The organism is Azoarcus sp. Soil_N_20 (assembly GCF_057656155.1).
This window is the reverse complement of the sequence record NZ_JBDGKX010000001.1, coordinates 901,151-924,579: the sequence shown is the minus strand read 5'-3', so window position 1 is coordinate 924,579 and position 23,429 is coordinate 901,151. Positions and strand designations below refer to the sequence as shown.

The 23,429-nt window shown below is 62.0% G+C and carries 21 protein-coding genes; 6 read left to right on the top strand and 15 right to left on the bottom strand.

The window, feature by feature from the left end; genetic code table 11:
* Nucleotides 1-220 precede the first annotated feature (220 nt).
* Entirely contained in the window at nucleotides 221-1,018 is a 798-nt protein-coding gene (locus AC3A35_RS04380; protein WP_487434660.1) for an SDR family NAD(P)-dependent oxidoreductase, read from the bottom strand.
* 420 nt (nucleotides 1,019-1,438) lie between these two features.
* On the opposite strand from AC3A35_RS04380, the gene AC3A35_RS04375 reads away from it, so the two are divergent.
* A complete protein-coding gene (locus AC3A35_RS04375; RefSeq protein ID WP_487434659.1) occupies nucleotides 1,439-2,206 on the top strand; it encodes a glucose 1-dehydrogenase in 768 nt (255 codons plus the stop codon).
* A gap of 131 nt (nucleotides 2,207-2,337) precedes the next feature.
* Here AC3A35_RS04375 and AC3A35_RS04370 read toward each other — a convergent pair whose 3' ends face one another.
* The 4 genes from AC3A35_RS04370 to AC3A35_RS04355 all read right to left on the bottom strand — a co-directional run bounded on the left by AC3A35_RS04370 (nucleotide 2,338) and on the right by AC3A35_RS04355 (nucleotide 6,412).
* Nucleotides 2,338-2,709 carry an EthD domain-containing protein gene (locus AC3A35_RS04370; protein WP_487434658.1) on the bottom strand — a complete coding sequence of 124 codons (372 nt, stop codon included), beginning with the start codon at nucleotides 2,707-2,709 and terminating at the stop codon, nucleotides 2,338-2,340.
* 11 nt (nucleotides 2,710-2,720) lie between these two features.
* Nucleotides 2,721-3,242, bottom strand: a complete 522-nt coding sequence (locus AC3A35_RS04365) for a nuclear transport factor 2 family protein (protein ID WP_487434657.1) — start codon at nucleotides 3,240-3,242, stop codon at nucleotides 2,721-2,723.
* A gap of 82 nt (nucleotides 3,243-3,324) precedes the next feature.
* Nucleotides 3,325-3,984, bottom strand: a complete 660-nt coding sequence (locus AC3A35_RS04360; protein ID WP_487434656.1) for a DUF2889 domain-containing protein — start codon at nucleotides 3,982-3,984, stop codon at nucleotides 3,325-3,327.
* A 238-nt stretch (nucleotides 3,985-4,222) separates the two neighbouring features.
* Nucleotides 4,223-6,412: an oxidoreductase gene (locus AC3A35_RS04355; RefSeq protein ID WP_487434655.1), complete on the bottom strand. Its 2,190-nt coding sequence runs from the start codon at nucleotides 6,410-6,412 to the stop codon at nucleotides 4,223-4,225.
* Between AC3A35_RS04355 and AC3A35_RS04350 the strand changes: the two genes are divergently transcribed.
* Together AC3A35_RS04350 and AC3A35_RS04345 are read left to right on the top strand one after the other, a co-directional pair.
* Entirely contained in the window at nucleotides 6,413-7,183 is a 771-nt protein-coding gene (locus AC3A35_RS04350; protein ID WP_487434654.1) for an SDR family NAD(P)-dependent oxidoreductase, read from the top strand.
* A gap of 210 nt (nucleotides 7,184-7,393) precedes the next feature.
* Nucleotides 7,394-8,164, top strand: coding sequence for an enoyl-CoA hydratase/isomerase family protein (locus tag AC3A35_RS04345; protein WP_487434653.1), 771 nt, complete (start codon nucleotides 7,394-7,396; stop codon nucleotides 8,162-8,164).
* Between the two features lie 57 nt (nucleotides 8,165-8,221).
* Here AC3A35_RS04345 and AC3A35_RS04340 read toward each other — a convergent pair whose 3' ends face one another.
* Both AC3A35_RS04340 and AC3A35_RS04335 read right to left on the bottom strand, forming a co-directional pair.
* Nucleotides 8,222-8,770, bottom strand: coding sequence for a glutathione peroxidase (locus AC3A35_RS04340; RefSeq protein ID WP_487434652.1), 549 nt, complete (start codon nucleotides 8,768-8,770; stop codon nucleotides 8,222-8,224).
* Nucleotides 8,771-8,927: 157 nt separating this feature from the next.
* A complete protein-coding gene (locus AC3A35_RS04335; protein ID WP_487434651.1) occupies nucleotides 8,928-10,079 on the bottom strand; it encodes a helix-turn-helix transcriptional regulator in 1,152 nt (383 codons plus the stop codon).
* Nucleotides 10,080-10,416: 337 nt separating this feature from the next.
* Between AC3A35_RS04335 and gshA the strand changes: the two genes are divergently transcribed.
* A complete protein-coding gene (gshA, locus tag AC3A35_RS04330; protein WP_487434650.1) occupies nucleotides 10,417-12,174 on the top strand; it encodes a glutamate--cysteine ligase in 1,758 nt (585 codons plus the stop codon).
* Here the strand turns inward: gshA and AC3A35_RS04325 are convergent.
* The 3 genes from AC3A35_RS04325 to AC3A35_RS04315 all read right to left on the bottom strand — a co-directional run bounded on the left by AC3A35_RS04325 (nucleotide 12,146) and on the right by AC3A35_RS04315 (nucleotide 14,498).
* Entirely contained in the window at nucleotides 12,146-12,463 is a 318-nt protein-coding gene (locus tag AC3A35_RS04325) for a hypothetical protein (RefSeq protein ID WP_487434649.1), read from the bottom strand. The two genes, gshA and AC3A35_RS04325, sit on opposite strands and share 29 nt — an antisense overlap.
* 48 nt (nucleotides 12,464-12,511) lie before the next feature.
* Complete coding sequence (locus AC3A35_RS04320; protein ID WP_487434648.1) at nucleotides 12,512-13,630, bottom strand: Gfo/Idh/MocA family protein; 1,119 nt, start codon at nucleotides 13,628-13,630, stop codon at nucleotides 12,512-12,514.
* A gap of 376 nt (nucleotides 13,631-14,006) precedes the next feature.
* Nucleotides 14,007-14,498: a flavodoxin family protein gene (locus AC3A35_RS04315; RefSeq protein ID WP_487434647.1), complete on the bottom strand. Its 492-nt coding sequence runs from the start codon at nucleotides 14,496-14,498 to the stop codon at nucleotides 14,007-14,009.
* 431 nt (nucleotides 14,499-14,929) lie between these two features.
* Between AC3A35_RS04315 and AC3A35_RS04310 the strand changes: the two genes are divergently transcribed.
* Both AC3A35_RS04310 and AC3A35_RS04305 read left to right on the top strand, forming a co-directional pair.
* On the top strand, nucleotides 14,930-15,247 hold the full coding sequence (locus AC3A35_RS04310; RefSeq protein ID WP_487434646.1) for a putative quinol monooxygenase: 318 nt from the start codon (nucleotides 14,930-14,932) through the stop codon (nucleotides 15,245-15,247).
* 147 nt (nucleotides 15,248-15,394) lie between these two features.
* A complete protein-coding gene (locus AC3A35_RS04305; RefSeq protein WP_487434645.1) occupies nucleotides 15,395-16,819 on the top strand; it encodes a DHA2 family efflux MFS transporter permease subunit in 1,425 nt (474 codons plus the stop codon).
* A 2-nt stretch (nucleotides 16,820-16,821) separates the two neighbouring features.
* On the opposite strand, the gene AC3A35_RS04300 is transcribed toward AC3A35_RS04305, so the two are convergent.
* The 5 genes from AC3A35_RS04300 to AC3A35_RS04280 all read right to left on the bottom strand — a co-directional run bounded on the left by AC3A35_RS04300 (nucleotide 16,822) and on the right by AC3A35_RS04280 (nucleotide 23,428).
* Entirely contained in the window at nucleotides 16,822-17,508 is a 687-nt protein-coding gene (locus AC3A35_RS04300; protein WP_487434644.1) for a glutathione S-transferase family protein, read from the bottom strand.
* Nucleotides 17,509-17,545: 37 nt separating this feature from the next.
* Nucleotides 17,546-18,334 (bottom strand): SDR family NAD(P)-dependent oxidoreductase, encoded by a 789-nt coding sequence (locus tag AC3A35_RS04295; RefSeq protein ID WP_487434643.1) that lies wholly within the window; start codon nucleotides 18,332-18,334, stop codon nucleotides 17,546-17,548.
* A gap of 46 nt (nucleotides 18,335-18,380) precedes the next feature.
* Nucleotides 18,381-20,855, bottom strand: a complete 2,475-nt coding sequence (locus tag AC3A35_RS04290; RefSeq protein WP_487434642.1) for an efflux RND transporter permease subunit — start codon at nucleotides 20,853-20,855, stop codon at nucleotides 18,381-18,383.
* A 16-nt stretch (nucleotides 20,856-20,871) separates the two neighbouring features.
* Entirely contained in the window at nucleotides 20,872-21,942 is a 1,071-nt protein-coding gene (locus AC3A35_RS04285; RefSeq protein ID WP_487434641.1) for a WD40/YVTN/BNR-like repeat-containing protein, read from the bottom strand.
* Between the two features lie 118 nt (nucleotides 21,943-22,060).
* Nucleotides 22,061-23,428 carry a DUF1329 domain-containing protein gene (locus AC3A35_RS04280; protein ID WP_487434640.1) on the bottom strand — a complete coding sequence of 456 codons (1,368 nt, stop codon included), beginning with the start codon at nucleotides 23,426-23,428 and terminating at the stop codon, nucleotides 22,061-22,063.
* Nucleotide 23,429: the final 1 nt, after the last annotated feature.

Below are 23,429 nucleotides of genomic sequence, written 5' to 3'. Positions count from 1 at the left end.
GACAAGCGCGACCCAAGGGTCGGGGAACGACCACCTCGAATCGATCGTGAAAAGGGCTTGCCGTCCCCCCTTCGAGCCCGGATAACGTGACTCGATCGTCTCGGAGATGAGCAGGTGGCCGGACACGCCGACCGCATCGAAGCCCACCGCTTCGCTGAACTTCGCGGCGTCGATCAGCCGCTCGTCTTCGGTTAAACCCGCAGGTTCGAGAACTTGATGCTCATCGGCCTCGGGGTAGGTCGGATCGTTCGACGGCCCCGGCGCCAGGCAGCTCGTCCTGGCGAGGTGGGCGCGTGAGGTGCATGCCGCCGCTCACCGGCAGGTTCACGCCAGTCACGTATCCCGGCCCGGCCAGCGCCACCACGACGCGCGCGTAGTCCTCCGGCTGGCCGACTCGCCCGAGCGGGATCTCGCGCGCGAACGCGGCCTCGGCGCCAGGCGCCGCAAAGAGATCGGCCGCCATCTCGGTCTTGATCGGGCCGGGCTGGATCGAGTTGACCCGGATGCCGCGCGGGGCGTATTCGAGCGCGGCGTAGCGCACGAGACAGTCGGTTGCAGCCTTCGCACAGGCATAGGGAAAGAAGGGCAGCGTCGGCTGCACCGCGCTGGCGCTGGAGAACAGCACGATCGATCCGCCGTCGCGCATCACGGCGGCCATCTCGCGCACGAAGCTGACCTGGCCGAGGAAGTTGACGTCGAGCGAGCGCTGCAGGGCCGTCCGGTCGGCCTCGGCGATGGTTCCGAGGATCGGGCGCGCTGCGGAGTTGATTGCGATTTCGATCGGGCCGTAGGCCTCCGTCGCAGCGCGTGCGAGCGCGGCAACCTGATCGGGCTTGCCTGCGTCGCAGACCACTGCCGTGCCGCCGATTTGCTTAGCGAGCACCTCGAGCGGCTCGGGTCGCCGCGCGGCCACCACCACCTTGGCGCCTTCGGCCGCCAAGGCCTCTGCAACTGCCCAGCCGGTACCGCCGACGGCCGAGGCGCCCAGCACCACCGCCACCTTACCCCGTAACGTCATGGCTCTTTCTCCGTATGAAGGCGTCCAGCATCCCGCACGCCAAGAACTTCCCGAGGCGCAGGCCGAACTGCCGTGTAACGGTATCAAGCTTAGCAGCACGGCCATGCAGCGGACTGGGCGGTGCAGCCTCGGACAACTCCTCGTTCACCTGCATCCGCAGACGACGCTGTACTCGCACGGCGGACTGGTCATCAGTTCGGGGCGTACCGACGCGCACAGCGCACACGAAATGGGATAGTGAGATCAGCGCCCGAGGGCGGATTTCCCGTTGAAGCCCCAAGGAACACGTCCGGAGACACGTCCGGCTTCCGTTAGCGGCACATGGGCTTCCGAATGAAGCCCTAGGATCCCCAAAGGCGTCGGGAGCATCTGCATGCAGTGCCACCACTTTCCTCGCCTGCTCATCACTAAGGAGATCTCATGGGTAGATTACAGGACAAGATTGCGGTCATCACGGGAGCCGCGCGCGGCCAGGGCGAGGCCACAGCACGGCTTTTCGCCGCCGAAGGCGCCAAGGTCGTACTGACCGACCTGAACGAGACCGAGGGCCAGCAAGTCGCACGCGACATCGGCGACTCCGCGCTCTTCGTCAGGCACGACGTGGCCGACGAAGGCTCCTGGGCCGCGGTGGTGGAGGCCGCCGAGGGGCGTTTCGGTCCCGTCGGGGTGCTGGTGAACAATGCCGCGATCACCTACTACAGCAAGCTGCTGGCGACAAGCAAGGCCGACTTCGAGCGTCTGCTGGCGATCAACCTGGTCGGCACTTTCCTCGGCATGAAAGCCGTGCTGCCGAGCATGCAGGCCGCCAAGCGCGGCGCGATCGTCAATATCTCGTCGGTCAACGGCCTGCGCGGCACCTTGGGAATGGCCGCCTACGACGCCGGCAAGTGGGCCGTTCGCGGCATGAGCAAGTCGGTCGCCCTGGAATATGCACCGCTTGGCATTCGCATCAACACCGTGCATCCGGGCGCGATCGACACGCCGATGCTGAATCCCGGCAACGCAATCGACCTGGGCAAGATGGCCGAGAGCTTCGGCATCGCTTTCGGCCGCGTAGGCCGACCCGACGAGGTCGCGCACGCCAGCCTCTTTCTGGCGAGCGACGAGGCCTCCTATATCAGCGGGGCGGAACTGGCGGTGGACGGCACATGGTCGGCCGGCCTGATGACCAACTACAGCGAACTTTGAGGTTTTCAGCCGGCACCGCAGAGACGGATGCACGCGCGCGGGTCGTGGCTGATCGCCGCCACCCGCGCGCGGGTTTTCGTCAGGCACAGCCTGCCCGATGCGGCCGAGGCTGGGCAGGACGCCTTACCGGACTACACCGTGGTCCCGTTGTCGATCTCGTCGACGATGAGCAGCCGAGTATGCTGCCGATCCTGGAACTTCTCTTCATCTTCCAGGATGCGCTTGTTGTTCTCGGGCAGGTTGATGATGCGTTGCATCTCCGCGAGTGCCGCTTCATCCTTCACCCAGATCTCGGTGACGGCGTCGTAGTTGCCGTCGAAGCCGGGATGCTCGGGCTGATAATCCACCAGCCCCTTCGGGTAGTTGCGCACGTACTTCACGAACAGGTGGCCCAGCAGCTTCTTGCCGAATTCCGCCGCGTGTACGGTCTCGTAATGATGGATGAAGTCCTCGCGGCTCATGCCGGGCTTCTTCTTGATGAGAATCACGATCTTGATGCTCACGAGGAGTCTCCCTACTTCGTCGTTGTTATCGCCGCCAGCAGCGGCACTTTGCCGGCATCGCCTTCACGGCGCAGCGCGGTAATCTGCAACTCGAACCTCACCCCGGGCACGGTCTCGTTGACCTGCGGATTGCCGCCCCACCAGATGATGCGGCAGGTGCGTTCCTTGATGCGCCAGCCGGCGGCGGTCTTCACCAACTGGTCGTCGTACCAGCCGTTGCCTTCCCAGAAGTCGCCGCCGCCCAGGCCCCTGCGGATCAGGCGCCAGTGACCGTAGGTCACCGCCTGGGCCTTGTCGCCGTCGACGTTGATCAAGTGGTTCGTCATCACGTGCTGAGTGCCGTCGAAAGGGTCGTGATAGACCGCGAAGTCACGCTTGAAGGTGTCGAGATCGGTCCACTGCGCGCTCGGGCTGTAGTCGGCACGGATGTCAGAGGTGAACACCTGGTCGAACAACTCCCAGCGCTGGGTGTCGATGGCGAAGGCGTAGAGGTTGATGACGTGGGTGATGGCTTCTTTGTCGCTTTGGCTCATGGTCTGTCTCCTGGAAGAAGGGGGGCCGTGGCGCACCACGGTGGGCAGTCAAAGGCACCGCGCTTACCAGACGGCGACCGTACTAAAGGAACTGCAACAGTTTCTCCGGATGATCGGCAAAGTCGCGTCGCGTGCGGTCCAGGCGAACCGCAATTGCAATACGCTCGGGATCGAAGCCGTAGCACAGGCCGGCGTTCCTTTGCTGCTCGGCCGCGGTGAGGGGGCCGCTCGGCAATTCGTAACGACGCGACTGGGCGACGAAGCAGCCCTTCTGCAGCACGAGCAGCGCCTCCAGCTCGTCGCCCTCGAAATGCTGTACCGCCCAGCTGGTGAAACCACGAAACAAATGACGCCCCGCAAACGGTTCAGGCTCGAGGATCGTCGAATGCTCGAGTCGCCACTGCAGCGCCACTTCACCATCACGGAGCAAGGTCGTTGGCCGGGCTTCGGCACTGTCGTCGGGCATCTCCATGAGATAGTCCCTCACGCACTCGCCACGTGCCGCATGGACCGCGCCCAGCCAGGCAAGGTCGAACATGTGCGTGCAGTTCTGACGTGCCCGTCCGTCGGCGAAGAAGGCCGAGAAATCGATCCCGACGGGCAGGCCGACGACGGATTGCAGGGCCTCACCGGCGCCCGCGCAGGTTGTCATCGGAATGCGGCGGAACTCGGGCCGCAGCGCCGTGACACGCTCCCCGTCGTGCTCGACGACGCAGCGCATGCCATGAGCGAGATCTTCCATCTCGACCAGAACCTCGTTCCTCCCGCCTGTCAGCCTGATACGCCGCCAGGCGGTTTTCTGCCCATAGTCCGCCGCTGAGGCAAATATTCGCGAATGGCTCACATGTTCCTCCTTCGAAGCGGCCATGCGTCCAGGCAACGATGTGGAATGCCTCGTCGTTCAACTGGTCGCATACATGACCTGACGTGCCGACGCAGCCGGAGTCGAGCATCCTCCGGCCCCGACGGCCATGGACCGATCAGACTGCGGCGCCGGCGATGTGGCCTTCGCGGGTCGCAGTCTCCAGGAAGCGCGGTGAATTGGCATCACCCACCAGGCGGACGTCGGGGTGGCGTCCGGCCAACTCCGCATGGAGTTCGCGGTTCGGCCGGTTGTGACTGACGAAGACCACCGTGTCGGCCGGAATGACGCTGGTGTCCAAGGTGTTATCGGTGAGGTTTGCCGGGCCCACGACAACATTGCGGCCCTCGATCGCGATCGCGCGGGTGCGGATCCTGTAGTCGAACGGCTTGCCCTGCATGCGCGTCAAGAACGGCTCGTTCATCAGCGACAACTGGATCGCCGGCGCGAACTCCCGCAGTCGCGTGACGTAGGAGACAGAGAGCCCCTTGTTGATCAGGTGCTCGGCCGCGCCCAGTGCCTCGTAGTGACCGAGATCGTCGATCACGACGGCCGTACGGCCGAGATCTGCCGGAGGGGTCAGGAAGAGTTCGGTCGACGAGATCACATGCCGCTGATCGATACCGCGGATCGGCTGGCCCGGATGCGACCCCAGAATGCCATCCATGCGTGCGGTGGCGCCGGTGGCGACGATCACTGCATCGGGCCCAAGGGCCAGTACGTCATCGACATCCATATAGGTGCCGAGCCGCACATCGACGCCGAGACGGTAAATCTCCGCCTCGAGCCAGGTCAGAATGTCTCCCATGCCGTGCCGGGTGGGTGCCATGGCCGCAACCCGCAAGGCACCGCCCAAACGCGAATCCGCCTCCGCGAGCGTGACCCGATGACCACGGAGAGCCGCGACCCGCGCCGACTCCATGCCGGCCGGCCCGCCGCCGATCACCAACACTCTTCTTGGCGTGCCGACCTTGACAAGACGGTGGTCACCGCGCTCGAGTTCGTGGCCTACACCGGCATTGACGGCACATTCCATGCCCATCCAGATGGCGCCTGCCCTTGCCACGCAGGCCTGGTTGCAGCCGATACAGGGTCGAACTTGGTCAGCCTTCCCCGCCAGACTCTTTGTGACGAGATCGGGATCCGCGATCATCGCCCGCACCAGGCCGACCATGTCGGCCTCGCCTGCACGAATCACCTGGTCGATCTCTTCCAGCGTGCGGTACCTGCCGATCACCATGGTCGGCGATTTGACCGCCTTGGCGATGGGGACGCTGGTCGGCATCTCGTAGCCCATGGGCTCATGCATGCCGCCGACCATCTTGGGGAAACTGTTGTAGTTGCCGAGCGAGATGTTCACGTAGTCGATCAGATTGCGTTCCTCGAGCATCTGGACCACGCGCAGGTTTTCGTCTACCCCGAGGCCGCCGACAGTCAGGTCCGGGGCCACCCGCACACCGACGACAAAATTCCTAGAGACAGCGCCACGGATCGCAGTCAGCAATTCGATGATGAAACGGGCCCGGTTCTCGAAACTGCCGCCGTATTCATCCTCGCGCTTGTTCGTATTCGGTGACAGGAATTGCGCGGGCAGGTAGCCGTGCGCGCAATGGATGTCGACGCCATCGAGGCCGCAGCGCTCCATGCGCAGTGCTGCGTCAACGTATGCACCGATCACCGTGTCGATCATCATCTTGGTCATCGGCTGCGGAACCACACCGACTTCGACGCTAACCACATCGGAGGGCGCCCAGGGCGGTGAGCCATCGGCAGGGACGATGTGATGGCCGGCGTGCCAGAGTTGCTGAAACAGCTTCATGTCATGGGGCGCCACCGCATCGACCAGTTTGCGCATGCCACCCTCGATCGCCGGCTCGAAGATATTGAGACAGAAGGCAGACGTAGGATGCACCGATCCCACTTCGAGAATCGACAGTGCGGCACCGCCGCGGGCACGCGCCTCATGATAGGCAATCAATGCATCGTTCATGGTGCCCTTGCCGATGACGGTCCCGTGGGCCGGGCGCACGATGCGGTTCTTCAATTCGATCGCGCCAATTCGAATCGGCTTATCAACATGGGTGTAGGTCAACTTTATCTCCTCGTCATGCGCATTCTCCGTTGGGGTTGCTTCCCAATGGGTGCAGCCGAAACAATAGTCCTGCATGGCGCCGAGGTGTAGCTGCCGCCTTGTCTCTGCACGCACTGTCATTCGTTCGCTGGTGCATGGCGGCCATGCTGCCGTCTCTTTCCACCGAAGATAACCGGCGAAGAAGGCGCAAATCACACCCCAGAAAGGAGACCACATATGAACGCATTGACAGGCAAGGTTGCACTCGTCACCGGTGCAGCCAAGGGGATGGGAGAAGCGATCGCGACCTTGTTTGCGCGCGAGGGTGCGCGAGTTGCAATCACCGCACGCAGCATCGAGCAAGCACAGCGCGTCGCCACCGAAATCGGCGAAGCGGCGCTGCCAGTGGTACTGGACGTGACCGAGCGGCCCTCGTGGGACCAGGCCGTGGGTATCATCGACGCGCACTGGGGCCGGCTGGACGTGCTGGTCAATTGTGCCGGCATCTCGGAATCCGCGACCACCGAGGCGGTAACGGAAGAGACATGGCACCACCACATGCGGACCAACCTCGACGGCCCCTTCCATGGCTGTCGAGCGTGCCTGCCCCTGATGCGCCGCAGCGGCGAACCGGGGAGCATCATCAACATCTCGTCGCTGTTCGGGCAGCGACCTACACCGGGCTTCGCCGCCTACTGCACATCGAAGGCGGCGCTGACTTTCTTCACCAAGGTGTTCGCACTCGAATGCGCGGCGGCCAAGCTGCCAATCCGGGTAAATAGCGTGCACCCCGGCGGTATCGAGACAGACATGCTGGAACAAACTCTCGCCGCCACCGGCCTCCCGCGCGAGAAAGCCTATGAATACTTCTCACGCCTGCATCCAATGGCCCGCCTCGGTAAAGCGGAGGAAGTCGCCGCCGCCTGCCTGTGGCTTGCATCCGACGCCTCCAGCTTCACGACGGGGACCGAGATCAACGTCGACGGCGGCGCATTGATCCGGCCCTGACCGAGGGGAACGCCAGCCGGCGTCACCTCAACGGCTCGCTCGAAGCCGGCCCCGGATCTCGACAGATGCGCTGCGGTGCCAGACAAGTGGTCATATCGCCGGCGGCTAAGCTGTGCACCAAGTCGAGTGTGTGGGGCCCTCGGCTGCGTCCAACGCCGGCTCTGCCACCTGAGCTCCCTCAACCACCGCCCCAATGCAACGGAGTTTCCAATGCCCGACGCCACCTTCACCACGCTCACCTTGGAACTGGGAGGGCCCCTCGCCCATATCCGCTTCAATCGTCCGACGCTGGTCAATCGTTTCGACGAAATTGCACATGTCGAATTCGTGGACGCACTGGCCGCCGTCGCCAACGACAAGGTGGCGCGCGTGCTGGTGCTGTCTGCGGAAGGCAAGGTCTTCTCCGCCGGCGGCGATTTCGAAGAAATCATTGCGGCCGCAACGTCGGCTGAGATCCGCAATCGCATGACCTTCCTCGCCAAGGCGGTATTCCACTCGCTGGCCGACCTCCAGATGCCGGTAATCGCCGCTGTGCAGGGCGCTGCCGCGGGCTTGGGCGCGACCATCGTGACCTTGTGCGACATCGTCGTTGCCTACCGTCAGGCGAAGATTTCAGACCCGCACGTCGCGATCGGCATCGTTGCTGGCGATGGCGGCATCATCGGCTGGTCGCAATCGATTGGCATCAACCGCGCGAAGCGTTATCTCTTGACCGGCGATACGTTGTCGGCCGAGCAGGCCCATGCCATGGGCCTGGTAAGCGATCTCGTCGACTCTCCAGACGCCGCACTTCCGCAAGCCCAGGAAATCGGCCGCAAGATCGCCGCCCTGCCTCCCGCGGGCGTGGAGGGAACCAAGCGGGCCTTCGCGCGTTTGACACACCAGACCGCGCAATTGGTGCTCGACCTCGGTCTCGCCTACGAAATGGACAGCATGACGCGCCCCGAGGTCGCCGCGACGATCAAGAAACTCCGGGGCTAAACAGCAGGCGTGCGCTTCTGCTCACACCTGCCAGCAACCAAGCGCTTCTCTCAAGGTTCAATCCCGTTCAAGTTCCTCATCAACCCTCTGGAGCAAGCGAGGATCATCAGGCGCAATATCGGGAGCAAAGCGCGCCGCCACCTTTCCATCGCGACTGATGAGGAACTTCTCGAAGTTCCAAAGCACCTCGCCCGGCGCACCCGTATCAATGCCATAGCCTTGAAGCTTCTCCCGCCATGGCCCGTCCCCAATACTGACGGGCTGAGACCGCGTCAGCTCGACATAGAGCGGATGCTTGCCATCGCCGAGCACGGATATTTTCGCGAACAATGGAAAGTGGACGTCGTAGTTGAGGGCGCAGAAGCGGTCGATCTCCGCATCGCTTCCCGGCTCCTGTTGCTTGAAATCGTTGGCCGGAAAGCCAAGTATCTCAAAACCGTGCGTATGGCGCGATTGGTACAGCGCCTCCAGCGCCGTGTACTGCGGTGTCAATCCACACTTGGACGCCACATTGACGACGAGCAGCACCTTGCCGCGATACACCGAAAGATGCTCAGCCTTGCCATCAATGCGCCTGACGGAAATATCGTAGATCTTGCCTGTCATGAAATCAGAAACTCCTTCGCTGCAGCGCAACCCTCGGAAGCGGGACGCCATCCGTCAGATTGTGGCGGCTGGCCTCACGCCACGACGGCGGCCTACACCAGTGAATGTATTACTGCCATGCCGGCCGAAAATACGCACGACTGGCGCCATGGCGAGACTACGCTGCGAGCTCGTGGACACGCTGACGGCTGGTTGGAGCTACGAATGGGACATCAGCACAATCGTTCAGCAGCGTATCCTCGTCAAGAATTGATCCCGCAGCGTTCCGGCCCACCGATCGCACAGCACTCTTTCCGCCCGACTGGCGAAATTCACGTGGCGAACATCCCCAGTAATTCTTGAACAATCGACTGAAGTGCGCAGCAGTCTTGAAGCCGTTCATATAGGCAATCTCGGCAATCGTATAATGACGCGTGTCAAGCGCAAGCAGCCACTTTCCGGTGTGTTTGAGACGCTCTTCCCACAGCAGATCTGAAAATGATGTTCCCTTCATTTTCAGCAGGTGGCATAGGTAGCGTGAGGAAATGCCGCAGCCTTGCGCCACGGCAGAGGAGGAGATATCGGGATTCGACAGATGCAGTGTGATATAGGCGATGATCTCCTCGAAGCGCTTTTCACTGATATGCTTGCGTGCGTCAACCGGCACCCCGGCGCATTTGACGACTGTCTCTGCTTCCATCAGCAAGGTTTCGATGAGCATCTCGACGACATTGCGCTCAAGATCCTCGCCTTGTTCGATCAGCAAGGAGAATAACGTCGGCATGACCAGGCGACAATCGGGAGGAGCGGAAAGGCTATCCTTCAATGGGATGCCGTCCGGGAAATGGCGATGCACCATATCGAGCGGCAGCAGAACGGAATAGTACTCCGACAAGCTCAGATCATTGGCCAAACTCTCCCAACGAAATGGCACATTGCTCTTGCTCAAGGCAAATTGCCCTGCCCCTACCCGGATCGTGCTGCCACACTGAGTCAACGAGAACGCTCCCGACTTGACATAGCGCAGCATGACAACGTTCTCTCTGTTATCGCTGATGTGACTCCAGGAGCGCCAGAACGCGTAACGCCGGCGCGAAGAAATCAGCGTAACCGGGCAGGGTGACGACATTCCTCTGCGCGCCACCAAGTCAAACTTCTTGTCATTGCTCAGGCTTTCAATATCGCAATCGTAGTACTCATGACGAAGGGCATCGATCCACCTGGCACCCTGCGAAATGAACGGCTTTGCCCATGCAAAAGCGCACGCTCCGTTCTTCGGACCCGCCCCGCTTCCTGAGCCATCACACACTCCGGTCAATGCACTGCCCATGATGTCGTCTCCTCGTTCTTTATAGTAAACAGCTGTTGTACACACATCGCGCATTCTTTCACTCGACACGTGTCGTCTGAAATCTAGCGCACAGTTCTCACACAGTCAAGGGAATCTCACGGAGGGCGAACGCACGATCGCTGTAACCGGCTGAGCGCGCCGACTGCCGCCGGCAGTCTCGCGCCAAGCTGACGCTCGGCGCAGGGACGCACTGGCCACAAGACATGTTCGACACGCGCGTGCCCGGTCATTTCGACGCGACTCGAACGACAGACGCTCTGCCCGAGTGCTTGCGAGACAACCACTTCATCGCGCTTATCCCGGCACCAAGCCCCAGGTGACCGACGAGACGCTCGCAATCGCACTTATCCGGGGCCGCCATAGCCTAGAGGAACGGGCACCCGTCCGGCCAAGGTTCCGTAATGTGGGCCAGGGTGGCCCCGACGACCTCAAACCCTTACCGATCGAGCGCAAATTGCCCAGGTTCTTGCGGGAACGAATCGTTTCGCTCACCTCCCCCGAAGCCCTGGCAGCGCTGCGATCACTGCGCCGCGGCATCGAGAAGGAGAGCCTGCGCGTAGGCCCGGACCTGAAACTGGCACAAACACCACATCCCAGGGGTTTCGGGTCTTCGCTAACACACCCGCTGATCACGACGGATTACTCCGAAGCGTTGATGGAGTTCATCACTCCAGCCTCGACCAGTATCGAAGGCACACTGATCCAGCTGGAGGAGATCCACCAGTTCGTTCACGCCGGACTCGGCGAAGAACTGCTCTGGAACGCGTCCATGCCGGGTGCCCTTGGCCCCGACCACGAAATCCCGGTCGCGCGGTATGGCGACTCCAATGTCGGGCGCATGAAAACCGTCTACCGCGTGGGCCTCGGATACCGATACGGTCGACGCATGCAGACCATTTCGGGCATTCATTACAATTTTTCGTTGCCCGACGCCCTCTGGCCACTGCTCGGCTGCCATGACCAGGACGCCATCAACGGGGCCTACTTTGCCCTGATCCGCAATTTTCGCCGGCTGTCCTGGCTGCTGGTCTACCTTTTCGGGGCCTCTCCCGTCGCAAGCCGCAGCTTTCTCGAAGGCCGCAGCCACACCCTGCAGCCGCTTGGAAGCGCGTCCTTCCATCTGCCTCACGCCACCTCCCTGCGCATGGGAGACCTGGGCTACCAAAGCAGCGCACAGCAAGGCTTGCGCGTCCCGTACGACGCGCTCGGCAGCTACGTGGGCGCGCTCCGGGACGCAATCTTCGCACCCCATGCGAGCTATCGATGCCTCGTGACGCGCGTCGCGGGTGAGTATTGCCAGCTTTCCACGAGCCTGCTGCAGCTCGAGAACGAGTTCTACAGCCTGATTCGACCGAAGCGAACGGCTCGCCGCGGCGAGACGGCTTTGAGCGCCCTAGCCGGCCGCGGGGTCGAGTACGTCGAGGTTCGCTGCCTCGACGTCAATCCCTTCCTGCCCCTCGGGATCGACGCCGAGCAGATGCGCTTTCTCGATGTCTTTCTTTTATTCTGCCTGCTGACGCCGTCCGCAATGGAGCGCGATGAGGGCATGCGAGCGTCCCGCAGCAATCTGCAACGCGTGGTGGACCACGGCCGACAGGACGATCTTCTGCTCGAACGCGAAGGGCACCTGGTACCCCTGCAGGAATGGGCGGAAGATCTGCTCGACCTCGTGATGCCGCTGGCCACCCTGCTCGATCGGGCTAACGGATCGCCGCTCCATGAGCGGAGCGTTCGGGCTCAGCGGGCCAAGGTGCGCAACAGCAGCCTGACGCCTTCGGCCCGAATTCTGGCCGAGATCATCTCCCAAGGACAGGATTGGAGCGAGTTCGCCGCCCACCATTCCAAACTGCATGGAAGCCGCTTCAAGCGTCGGCCGCTCTCGAGCCACCGCCTGGCGGCGCTCACGGCGCTGGCTGAGCATTCGGTGGCGCAGCAGATGGCGCTTGAGGCCGAGGAACAGGTTCCGTTCGAGCAGTTCCTGGCAAGCTACTTCGACCAGTATCGAGTCATCCCCTCGGCCGCCTTCGAGCGGGAACCGGCCGCCCTTACTTGCACTCCTCTCCGAGCGGTTTGACCAGCATCATGAGAAACCCGGACTCGTCGAACGCGTCCGACCCCGGCATCCTTTCCGTCTTCCAGCGGCCCGTGATTTCCTGCATGACCGCCGCGGGATCGTCGCAGTCCAGCCGATAGACGGCCGCGTATTTCCAGCCCCCGGGCAAGATTGCCTGAAAGCGCCGGGCCGAAGTCACGCCCGGGACTGCGATGACATCCTTGAGGTGTTGTTGGTCATACCAGCGGTTGAACTCCGCGTCTCGCCCCTCCACCGGATTGGAGAGGACGATCATTTCATACTCGGCCATATGGATCCCCTTTCACCATCAACGGTCTCCTATTTTCATGCATACGGGCTACAGATCCGAAGGCCGCACACGACGGCCGGAGGCGGCCGCCTGTTCGATCGCTGCGACCACACGCTGCACCCTCACCGCGTCGTCGAAAGTCGGCGCCAGCGACGTTCCGTCGCGCAAGTCGCGCGCCATCGCCGCATAGACCCGCCGCACGTTGCCCACCATCGGGCCGTCGGCCGCGTCGGCGGCCAGGTCCACGGGCAGCGCAATCGGTTGTAGCGAGGTCGCGTCACCGCGACCGCCGGAGACGGCTAGTGGTACCAGTTGAGCATGACCACCCGGGCCGGTGATCCGCAGATCGCCTTCGCTGCCGTTGACTTCCCAGTGGAGCCCGGCGCCATGTGCCATACCACCACGAAAGTGCACGGACAGTGGCGCGCCGCTCTCCAGCACGCCCGTGACCAGCACCTGGTCCTCGGCGGTCATCGGCACCGTTTCACCCGTATCGGCATTCCGGCCGCTCGTGCGCCGGAGCGCCGTCATCGCCGAGAGCTCGGCCACCGGCCCCAGCACGCTCATGAGGGCCGCCAGCGTGTGCCCCAACGGAATGGTCAACATCGTCGCGCCGTTGCGACGATCGAACGTGTAGGCATTGGCCTGCTGGACCACCGGCCCCCAGTTCATGCCGGTACCGAGCAGCGTGGTGGAGTACACCTCGCCGACGAAGCCTTCGGCGAGCAAGGTACGCAGCTGCTGCACTTCGGGCGCGAAGAGCGCCTGGGTGCCGATCACGCCCAGCACACCCCGCGCGCGGGCGCGCGCCGCCATGGCACGTGCCTCCGCCAAGCCGTTGCCGAGCGGCCATTCGCAGTACACGTGCTTCCCGGCGTCGATTGCGGCATTCACGATCTCCTGGTGGTGCGGCACCTTCACCGTCACGGTGACGACATCGACCTCCGGGCTCGCCACGAGATCGGCGACGCTGGCGAAAGCGCGCGGCAACCCGCATTCCCGGGCGGCCGCTTCGGCACTGTGGAGGCTGGTATTGGCAACGCCCACGATCTCGAAATCTTCGGCCAGGGTACGCAATGCCGGCACATGGGCGAGCGCCCCCCAACTGCGGCCCGGCTGCAGGCCCACGATGCCGACGCGCAAGCGCCGAGGTTCAACGGCCATCATGCCCCCCTCGTACGCTTGCGGTAATTCGGCCGGTCACCGCAGCGATCCGCGCGCTGCCCAGGACCACCGGGGTCGCCCGCATCGCGCCCCTGCTCATCGAACTTGTCCATCGGCATGGTTTCCTCCAGAACGTCCGCCCCGGCCAGACGATGGCCTGGCCATGAGCGGGCGACACATCCCACTTAGGGCTAAGCAAGCCTAGCAGTCGACACCAGCCGGGATTGCCCGTCGCCGCACTGTCTGATATCCGAACCGGTGCTGTCGTCGTCCTGCTCGCCGGGGTACGGCAACGGATGACTCCGGGGACGCGGTCGTGAAGGCGCGGCAGTGTTCCCACGCGCCATGACCAGGTCTGATCGGGTTGGCGCACGCGCCCTCAAAAGACCCCGAGTGCGAGACCAGCAGCCATTCCAGCCCCGAGCTCTGCGCAGCGCGCAAGATCCTCTGGACCGATGCTCTTGCACGCCAGAATGCGGTCGGGGGTTTGCGCATGCGTGCAGACGATCAGGCCCGGTGCGACACACTTGAGACGCCAGCCGGTGGCGATTCTTTCGACCTGGCGCAGTGCGTTCTGCCCGTCGCTGCCGGCGCAGACCATCGCCGCGTACGGCCGGCCGTTCACGCGGTCGAGCACCGCGTAGTAGCAGCGGTCGAAGAAGTCCTTCATCAGTCCGGACATCGCCGCCAGGTTTTCCGGCGTCGCGAACAGGTAGCCGTCGGCGTCCAACACCTCCTCCGGACCGGTATCGGGCGCACGTCGAAGCTTTACGGCGATACCCGGTTCCGCACGCGCCGCCTCGGCAGCCGCCTCGGCCATCTGCTGCGTCCCGCCGGTCATGGAGTGGTAGATGATCAACAGCGTCTTCATTCGCCCCCTCCCGCCCTCTGCATCTGGGCAGGCACCCCCATCACAAAATGCGTCGCCATGCTTGCAAACACTCCCTCAAGCGGTATTGGGGGCCTTGATACCCCGGCGCTGCCATTCAGCCCATACAGATTGCCGCAGCAGACAACTCCATCACCGCGCCTCCGATACCTTGTGCAGGCACGCACTACCGCTGAGGTTCGAGGCGCCATCATGCCCCAAACGCTCGCCGGCAATCGTGGCACAAACGAGCAACGTACGGCAGCGATCATCGCCGGCCTGGACGCCCCGACCGGCGATCCTCCGAATTCGCGCCCCCGACGTTGATCGGATCCACCATGCCGGGCCGCTGCTCAGGAGTGGCGACAGGCAGTCCGCCTGCCTCCCCTTCCTCCTTCCTCTCCAACCTGCATCCAACTGAAAGGACCCGAATCATGACCAACGGCGTAACCATCACTCTTGAGTTGACGCTCAAACCCGAAGCCATCGACGCCTTCTGCGCCGGCCTGCCGGAAGCACTCAATGCCACCAGCACGCGCAAGGGTTTCCGCGATATTCGTATCGTCCGGCATGCCCATGAGCCGCGGGTGATCTTTCTCGAGACCTGGGACAGTGAAGCAGACTACGACGCCTACATTGCCTGGCGTCAGTCTACCGGCGCGATGGATGCGATGGCCCAGATCCTCGCAGCGCCGCCGCGCAAGGACGTCTGGCCGGCACTGGTGGCCGGCGCTTCAAACGGGCGGGCCTGAAGCGGTCGGCTGCTGCACGCATCTGCCCCGCGACGCGGGGACGAACCGGCCCACGTCACCGAACCCATGGGGATAGAGACCGGGGCCTATCCCCGTACCTGCCAGGACGGGATTCCGGCGTTCCATTACAAATTACCGATAACGGTCGTGCCCGTCCTTCCCCGCCCCGCCACATTCGACACACTGGCGCAACGCTATGGCCCCCGCTACAAGTGGCTGGTGCTGCTTGTCGTCGGAATCGGGGCGGTCGCGGGCGTGCTGCCAACCTCCAGCTTCAATGTGGCGATACCCGCACTGTCACAAGCCTTCGGGCTGGGCCAGAATCAAGTGCAGTGGGCGATGACGGCTTTCATGATGGCGATGACCGTGTCGATGCTGCCAACCCCCTGGCTACTCGACCGTTTCGGCCTTCGCCGTGTTTTCTTGCTGGCCGTGGCTATACTGGCCCTTGCGAGCATTGCGGGCCACATGGCCCCGACATTCAGCCTGGTAATCCTGGCCCGCATCCTGCAAGGCGCGGCCGCAGGGGTACTTCAACCGCTGGCGGTCCTTTTTACGCTGCGCCTGTTTCCGACGGAATGCCAAGGCCGGGCGGCAGGTCTGTCCACCTTGAGCATCGCGCTGACGCCCGCATTCGCCCCTGCCCTGGGTGGTGCCTTGCTGGACCGCTTTGGCTGGGAAGCCATCTTCCTGCTCAATCTGCCGTTCTGCCTGGTCGCCGGCGTTGCGGCACTGCATCTGTTGCCGTTGCCGAAAAACAGCAGGTTCGAGCGGTTTGACTGGATAGGCCTCGGCTGGCTGGCGCTGGCGACCGTTGCCCTCATCGAGGGCGTTTCAAGTCTTCAGCGTCACGGCGTCGCTGCACCTAGGACGCTGAGCCAGTTCGTCATCGTATCGGCGGCGACCTGGCTATTCCTGCGGCATGCGCAGCGAACACCAGCGCCGATCATCAATCTCGATCTGTTCAAGCAGGGCACCTTCGCCGTGGGCAGTATCGTTTCGTTTGCCTACGGCTTCGGCATGTACGCATCACTGTACCTGATTCCCGTATTCCTCCAGTCCGCGCTCAAGTATCCGGCAGCGGCGGCCGGACTGGCACTGGTTCCTGCGGGCATCGCCCTCGTTCTTACGCTGCCGCTGGCAGGGCGCCTGGCCGACCGCCACCCACCCAAGTGGGTCGCCGTCTCGGGGCTCGCCGTGTTCGGCGGTTCACTCGTGATCTTCTGGGCGCTGGGCGGAAGCATTCACTACCACGAGTTGATCGGCGCGACCGTGCTTGGCCGGATCGGGCTCGGGCTCATTCTTCCGATCCTCAGCCTCGCCACCCTGCATCACGTGGCCGCACGTCACCTGGGACAGTCCTCCGTGATCATCACCTATGCCCGCCAACTCGGGGGGGTCATGGGGATCGCGACAACCGCCGTATTCGTCGAATGGCGCGAGTCGGTCCACCGCGCGATCCCAACGGGCGTCTTCACCGCGTACTCTCAGGGATTCCTGCTGCTGGCCATCGTCATCTTGCTCGCACTCGTTGCCGCCTGCTTCATGCGGCCGCTACGTCGGCTGTCATAGTTTCAATCGGGTTCCGCGCTTCTGAAACTGGGGAAGCCCGGCGGCGTGGCCCTCATCTGCCGCAGGTAAGTCTGCGTATCCGCAATTGCCGTCCGGAACGCCGGCAATCCGCTGATGCGCTCCACGTAGGCCCTGATCTTCGGCAGCTCCTCGAACCAGCCGTAGAGATTCGCCAGGAACAGGGGAAAGCAGAGCATGAAGTCGGCACCGGTCAGCGAATCTCCAACCACATATCCGTCGTCGCGCAGCGCCCCCTCGAGCATGCGGGCGTAACGCAACGCCTGCCGCTTGCCTTCGAGGCCGACCCTCGGGATGGGGTCGAGGATGCAGCCGGGCGGCGGGGCGCAGTGATCCCAAAAGATGCGCTGATGAACGGCGAACAACCCTTCCGACCAATACATCCATTCATCGACCAGCGCCGCTTCGCGCGACGCCGTCGGATGGGAGAAGCGACCGTTTCCATACTTCGCAAGGATGTAGTTGATGATCGCCCCCGACTCTGTCAATACCAGCCCGTCATCCTCCATCGCTGGTACGGAACCCATTGGATTGATCTTGCGATAATCGGGCTTATGGCGGTCCTCGTTGTAGAAATCGACGATCTTCTGCTCATAGGCCATCCCCAACTCTTCGAGAAGCCATTTGATGCGAAAGGAACGCGTCGTCGGGGAGTGGTAGAGCGTGATCACAGGTCCTCTCAAGTTCGTTGGGTCCGATAAAGACGTCCTAAACGCTTTGACCGCCATCGACGACAATGAACTGACCCGTGACAAACGAGGCCTGATCCGAAGCCAGGAACATTACAGCGGCGGCCAGCTCCTCCTTTCGGCCAAGACGTCTGCCCAGAGGAATTGAGCGCTTCAGCCCGGCCCATTGCTCCGGAGTCATGTCTTTCGTGACCGAGGATCCACTGTCGATGGATCCCATGCCGAAGTCCATCGAGCCTATGCACACGCTGTTGGCCCTTACCAGATGGCGCCCCTCCTCAACCGCAAGCTGACGGATGAGGCTGTCAATGGCGGCTTTCGGCACCGCCGACAGCCCATCCCCTTTCAATATGCGGTGGTTCGCCATCGTCGTACATGCCACGATAGCGCCTTGCGCCTTCCGCAGATGCGGTAAGACCGCATGGACAAGGCGATGAAATCCCAAGGATTCCGCAATCATTACGCGGTTCAGTTCTTCGGGTTCCGTCTGGCCGATCGGAGCCAATTCGAAACGCGGGCCTGCCGCATAGATCAAGGTATTGATTCCGCCATGGCGTTCAGCAACACCTTTAACCACATCTTCGACACTCTGTTGCCGCATCAGGTCCAATTGCCAGACTGAACAATCGATGCCCGTATCGATCAAATCCTTCCGAAGATTCTCTGCCTTGGTGGCGTTGGAGTTGTAGCTGATTGCGATATCGACTCCGCAAGCCGCGAGCGCACACGCTATTCCGGCGCCTGCACCGCCACTGCCCCCGACAACGAGCGCAACGCCAGGACGTGAGACGGTTAATTGATATGCCACTTTTTCCTCCAGTTACGGTGAGGAGCGAAACTGAACCCAAACACTGTCATCGCCCGGCCATAGCATGCACCCCTGTCGAGGCTTTCCCGCGCACAGCCCCTCCCTGCGCCCCTGCCGTGTTTGCAGCTTCCGGCACTTCGTTGCGGCCTCCAAGCAGGAAGTAAGAGAGCGCCGGGATCAGAATCAAAGCGCCGATCATGTTCCACAGCAGCATGAAGGTCAGCAGTATTCCCATGTCTGCCTGGAACTTGATCGGCGACCACACCCAAGTTACCACCCCTGCCGCGAGGGTAATACCGACCAGCGCCACTACCTTGCCGGTGAAGGTGAGCGCACTCTTGTAGGCTGCGGAGAGCGGCAACCCTGCGCGCTGCTGTGCCAATTGGACGCTCAGCAGATAAAGCGCGTAATCGACGCCAATGCCAACGCCCAGGGCGATCACGGGCAAGGTCGCGACCTTCAACCCGATGCCAAGCCACACCATCAATGTCTTGCACAGAATTGACGTAATGACCAGCGGCACAAGTGCCACGATCGCCGCGCGCCAGCTGCGAAACGTGATCAAGCAGATGAGTGCGACAGCGCCATACACAGCTGCGTACATCTTGAGGATCGAATCGCGCACGACGATGTTCGTCACGGCCTCCACGCCGGCCGAGCCCGCCGCCAGAAGGAACTGCAGATTCTCGTCGTCATGTTCGCTTGCGAATGCCTCGACCGCGGCTACCAGTCTGTCCAGGGTTTCCGCCTTGTGATCCGTGAGGTAGGCCACGAGCGGTATGACGGAACAGGCCCTGTCAACGACCTCGGGGCTATCGGTGGTGATCCAGTTCACCGCGCCGCCGAGCAGCATCGGATTGCGCGATATTGTCAGCCACTTGGGATTGCCCTCGTTCAGACCGGCAATCGTATTTCGCACGTTGTCTGCCAGCGAGAACGTCTGCAGCACGCCCGGTAGCTGCTGGAGCACCTTGCCGAGCCGCTCAGTCTCCTTCAATGTCTCAAACTTCTCGCATCCTCCGTCCGGTGTTTTCACAATGACCACGAACTGGTCGCCGGAAAGCAGGTAGTTGCCGTTTATATAAGCGACGTCCCGGTTGTAGCGCGAATCCGGGCGCAGCTCGGGCGCCCCCGGGTCCAGGTCGCCGACTTTGAGATTCAACGCGACCATCCCTCCACCGACCGTCAGCAAGACCGCACCTGCGATAGCCGCGAGCGCCCACCTGCGTTCCGTAAACTTGCCGAGTGCCGCCCAGATCATGCTCGGAGAACCATCCATCGCCGCCAGGCTGCGAACGGCCGCCTTGCGGCTGACACCTACATAGGAAAGCGCCACCGGCAGCAACAGGAGATTGGTGACGATCAGCACCGCCACACCGATGCTTGCCGCGATCGCGAGATCCTTGATCACAGGAATGTCGATGATCACCAGCACCGCAAACCCCACGGCGTCGGCAAGCAGCGCGGTCAAGCCGGCCAGGAAAAGTCTGCGAAAGGTGTAGCGCGCAGCGACGTATTTGTGGGTACCCCGCCCGACATCCTGCATGATGCCGTTCATCTTCTGCGCACCATGGCTTACCCCGATCGCGAAAATCAGGAAGGGAACGAGAACAGAATACGGGTCAAGCTCGAATCCCAACGCGGCGATGATGCCCAGTTGCCAAACGACCGCAATGATCGACGATACGAGGACCAGCACGGTGCTGCGCAGACAGCGGGTGTAGAAGAAGATAATCGCAGCGGCGACGGCTGCGGCGACGCCGAAGTAAGTCATTACCTCCTGCAGGCCGTCGATAAGATCGCCGACAAGCTTGGCAAACCCGACGATATGGACCTTGATGCCGGTTTCGTCCGATTCGTACTTCTGCCTGATCTCCGACTCGAGTTGGCCGGAGAATGCACCATAGTCGAACGGCCGTCCGGTTTCGGGATTCTTTTCGAGGAGCGGCACGACGTACATCATGGATCTGTAGTCGGTACCCACGAGGCTACCAACGACACCGGCTGCGCGCAGGTTCCGCTTCAGCATCTCGATGGCCTCCGGCGATCCGTCGTACTGATCGGGCATGACCGCGCCACCGCGAAAACCTTCTTCGGTCACCTCGGTCCAGCGCACCGCTGACATCCAGATGGAACGCATCCATGCACGGTCGGTGCCCGGGGTCAGAAACAGCGCTTCGTTGATCTTTCGCGTCGCTTCGAGAAACTGAGGGTCGAAAATGTCGCCATTGGTGTTCTCTACGACGATCCTTACCGCATTGTTTACACCTGCCAGTTTTTCCCTGTTCTCGAAATAATTCTTGATATAGACATGATTGTGCGGGATCACCTTGTCGAAATTCGCATTGACAGTCAGTTTGGTCAATTGGAAGCCGAGAAGACCCGTTATCAACAGGCAGACCAGAATGAAAATAAACCGATGGTTGAATACTGCACGCTCGAGCCAGTTTCCCGATCGCATCTCGAATCGCGCCGGGTCGGCGACTACTGGCATTGCGTCAAGATTGGTGCTGACGTCCATATCCGTTGACTCACTCTCAGTTCTTCGTACGCTTGATCGACTCAACCCGGACCCCGGAATTGCCCACCAGCACCACCCTACCCTCACCCGCCGACGCTACGCCGGCGTACGCCATCGGATCGGCAGTCTGGACGCGGGTGAATGCTTCCAGTGCATCGTCGCTCACCAGCAAGGCGCCGGAATAGGTGGTGATCACGATCCGGCCGTCCGGCAACACTGCTCCGGAAGTAATCCCGGCGGTCGTGTCCGCCGTCAGCGTTGCCCAGGTCACACCGCCATCCCTCGAAGCAAACGCGTTGCCGCGCATACCGAACAGCACCAACAGGGAGTCGCTTCCGGTTGCGCCGAAGAAGCTTCCCACATAGGGGGAGTTCACGAAGATGAAACGCTCTTCCGATGGGCTCCAGCGCCGTATCAAGCCCTGCTCTCCGACGAGATACAAGGTGTCGCCAATGGTCACGAGACCATAAAGATGAAAGCCGCCAGGGTTCTCGGTGCGATCAAAGATCGGTTCCCAGGTCTTCCCACCATCAAGGGTGCGAAAGGACATGTTGAATGCACCGACGACAAATCCCTCATTCTCGTTCAGGAACAGCACGTCGAAGAAAGGCTTGTCCGCCCCCTCCTCGACGAAGCGCTCGACATCGGCCATCAGTTTGACCGTATCCGGATCACCCTCCGAAATCCGGCTTGCGTAGTAATCCCGCATCACCTTGGCGGCCAGCAAACCGTCCAGCTGCTTGGCCCAGGTTCTCCCCCCATCTCCGGTATGGAGCACCATGCCATCGTGGCCGACAGCCCATGCCTTGTCCTTGGTCAGAAACCGGACCGCCACCAGATCCGAACTGACCGGCACGGCAACCTGTTGCCACGTCTGTCCGCTGTCGGCCGAAACGAGGATATGTCCGTCCGGACCCACGGCAACAACCCGGCCCTTTGCAGCCGCCACCCCCGTCAGCCTGCTGGCATCCGGACGGGCGCTCATCGTCGCGGGCGTGTTCATGGGGTCACTGAACGGCGACGCATGCGTCGCAGATACCGCGAGCATCCCCAGGAAGAAGGTCCATCTCAGGCGTCGGATCAACATCCCGCGCTCCTCGTGTAGACAATGCTCAGAAAAGAAACGGCATTCGACCGACCTTACGTGCGCTGTACGCTACTGCACCGCGCGTAAGGTCCAGTCAACTAGCCGTCATGGGAGGGCGTCATTGGACAGCCGGGTCCCTGAGCACAAAGTTCGGGAGGGATTCAGACGACAGTTGGACAGCAGGCAAGGGTTTGTCAAGAGACCAAGCCTTATGGATGAAGCCCCATACATAGCTTCCGCTGCTCAGATCGAAAACCACGGTGGGCGTACCAACGTTGGGCGCATGTTTGACGTAATCCGGCCGCAAGGCTGTCCAACCAGTGCGATAGAGTTTTCCGTTGAGGTCATAGGCGTCGTGAAAACCACCGAACCACGTGTCCTCGTCCAGATAGAACTCACGCTTTCCGTAGACGTGACGCTTGCCCTCCTTGAGGGTGGCGCTCACATGCCAGACGCGATGCAACTCCCATCGGATGCATTCCGGGTTGACATGATTCGGCGTATAGAAACCGCCGGAAACGGTGCATTCGCTTCCTCGCCCTGTCACGTACACGTTGTAGGGAATGTACATCTCCTTTTTCCCCAAGAGCTTGAAATCCCACCGGTCCATCGCACCGGAGAACAGATTGAGCTCGTCGTACACCATCGCGCCGCCGTTGGACGCAATCGGAGTATCCGCGGCCAGATCGGGGGCCAGGCGAACACGCCGAGTGGAGGGCTGATAAGACCACGACCTGCGTGTGCCCTTCTCCAGCACGTCAAAGATCAGCGTGGATTGGCCCACGAGACGCGTCGGCCCGGAATACTCGGTACGTATGCCCCAATGGCGAGTCGGCGCTGAAGTGTTCGGATCGTAGAGCTGGTTGTCTTCATAGGCGTACATCTTGTTGACATTCACAACCTCGCCATTCGGCTTGACGAAGTTGGATTCGAGCTGATGAATGCGTCCTCCGCCCATGTAGTTCGCCTTCATGTTCCACATAACTTCCTTGCCGGTCTTCGGAATCGGGAACGGAAAGCCACCGCGGCACCCATTGGAGACATCGAGCGTCTCCCCGTCGTCCTTCAGCGCACACCGCGTGACATTCTTGATCGTATTGTCGGTCACGTGTTCCGGATAACTCGCACTCCGGCGTGTCGGATATACCGCGATGCGAAAAGATGGATACTTCTTGAGCATCTCCTGCGTTCCCGGACTCAGCTTGTCCGCATGCTGATCCATGTTCTTGGCGTCAATCCAGAACAGCATCTTGTCGCTTGCGAACGGGTCCGGCAGGACGCCCGTGCGGTAATCAACTTTGGGGGGGTTCTGAACCCCGCCGGTGTAAGCCGGGATGCTCCCGTCCTTGTTTCCGGCAAGCTCCGCGCCCCACGCGGTAAGGGTAGTACCGAGCTTCTGGACCTCGTCGGCGGGCGGCGCTGCATGGGCGGAACCGGCCATCAGAATGGTGGCGACAATCGCGCTCGTGAAAATAGATTCTCTCATG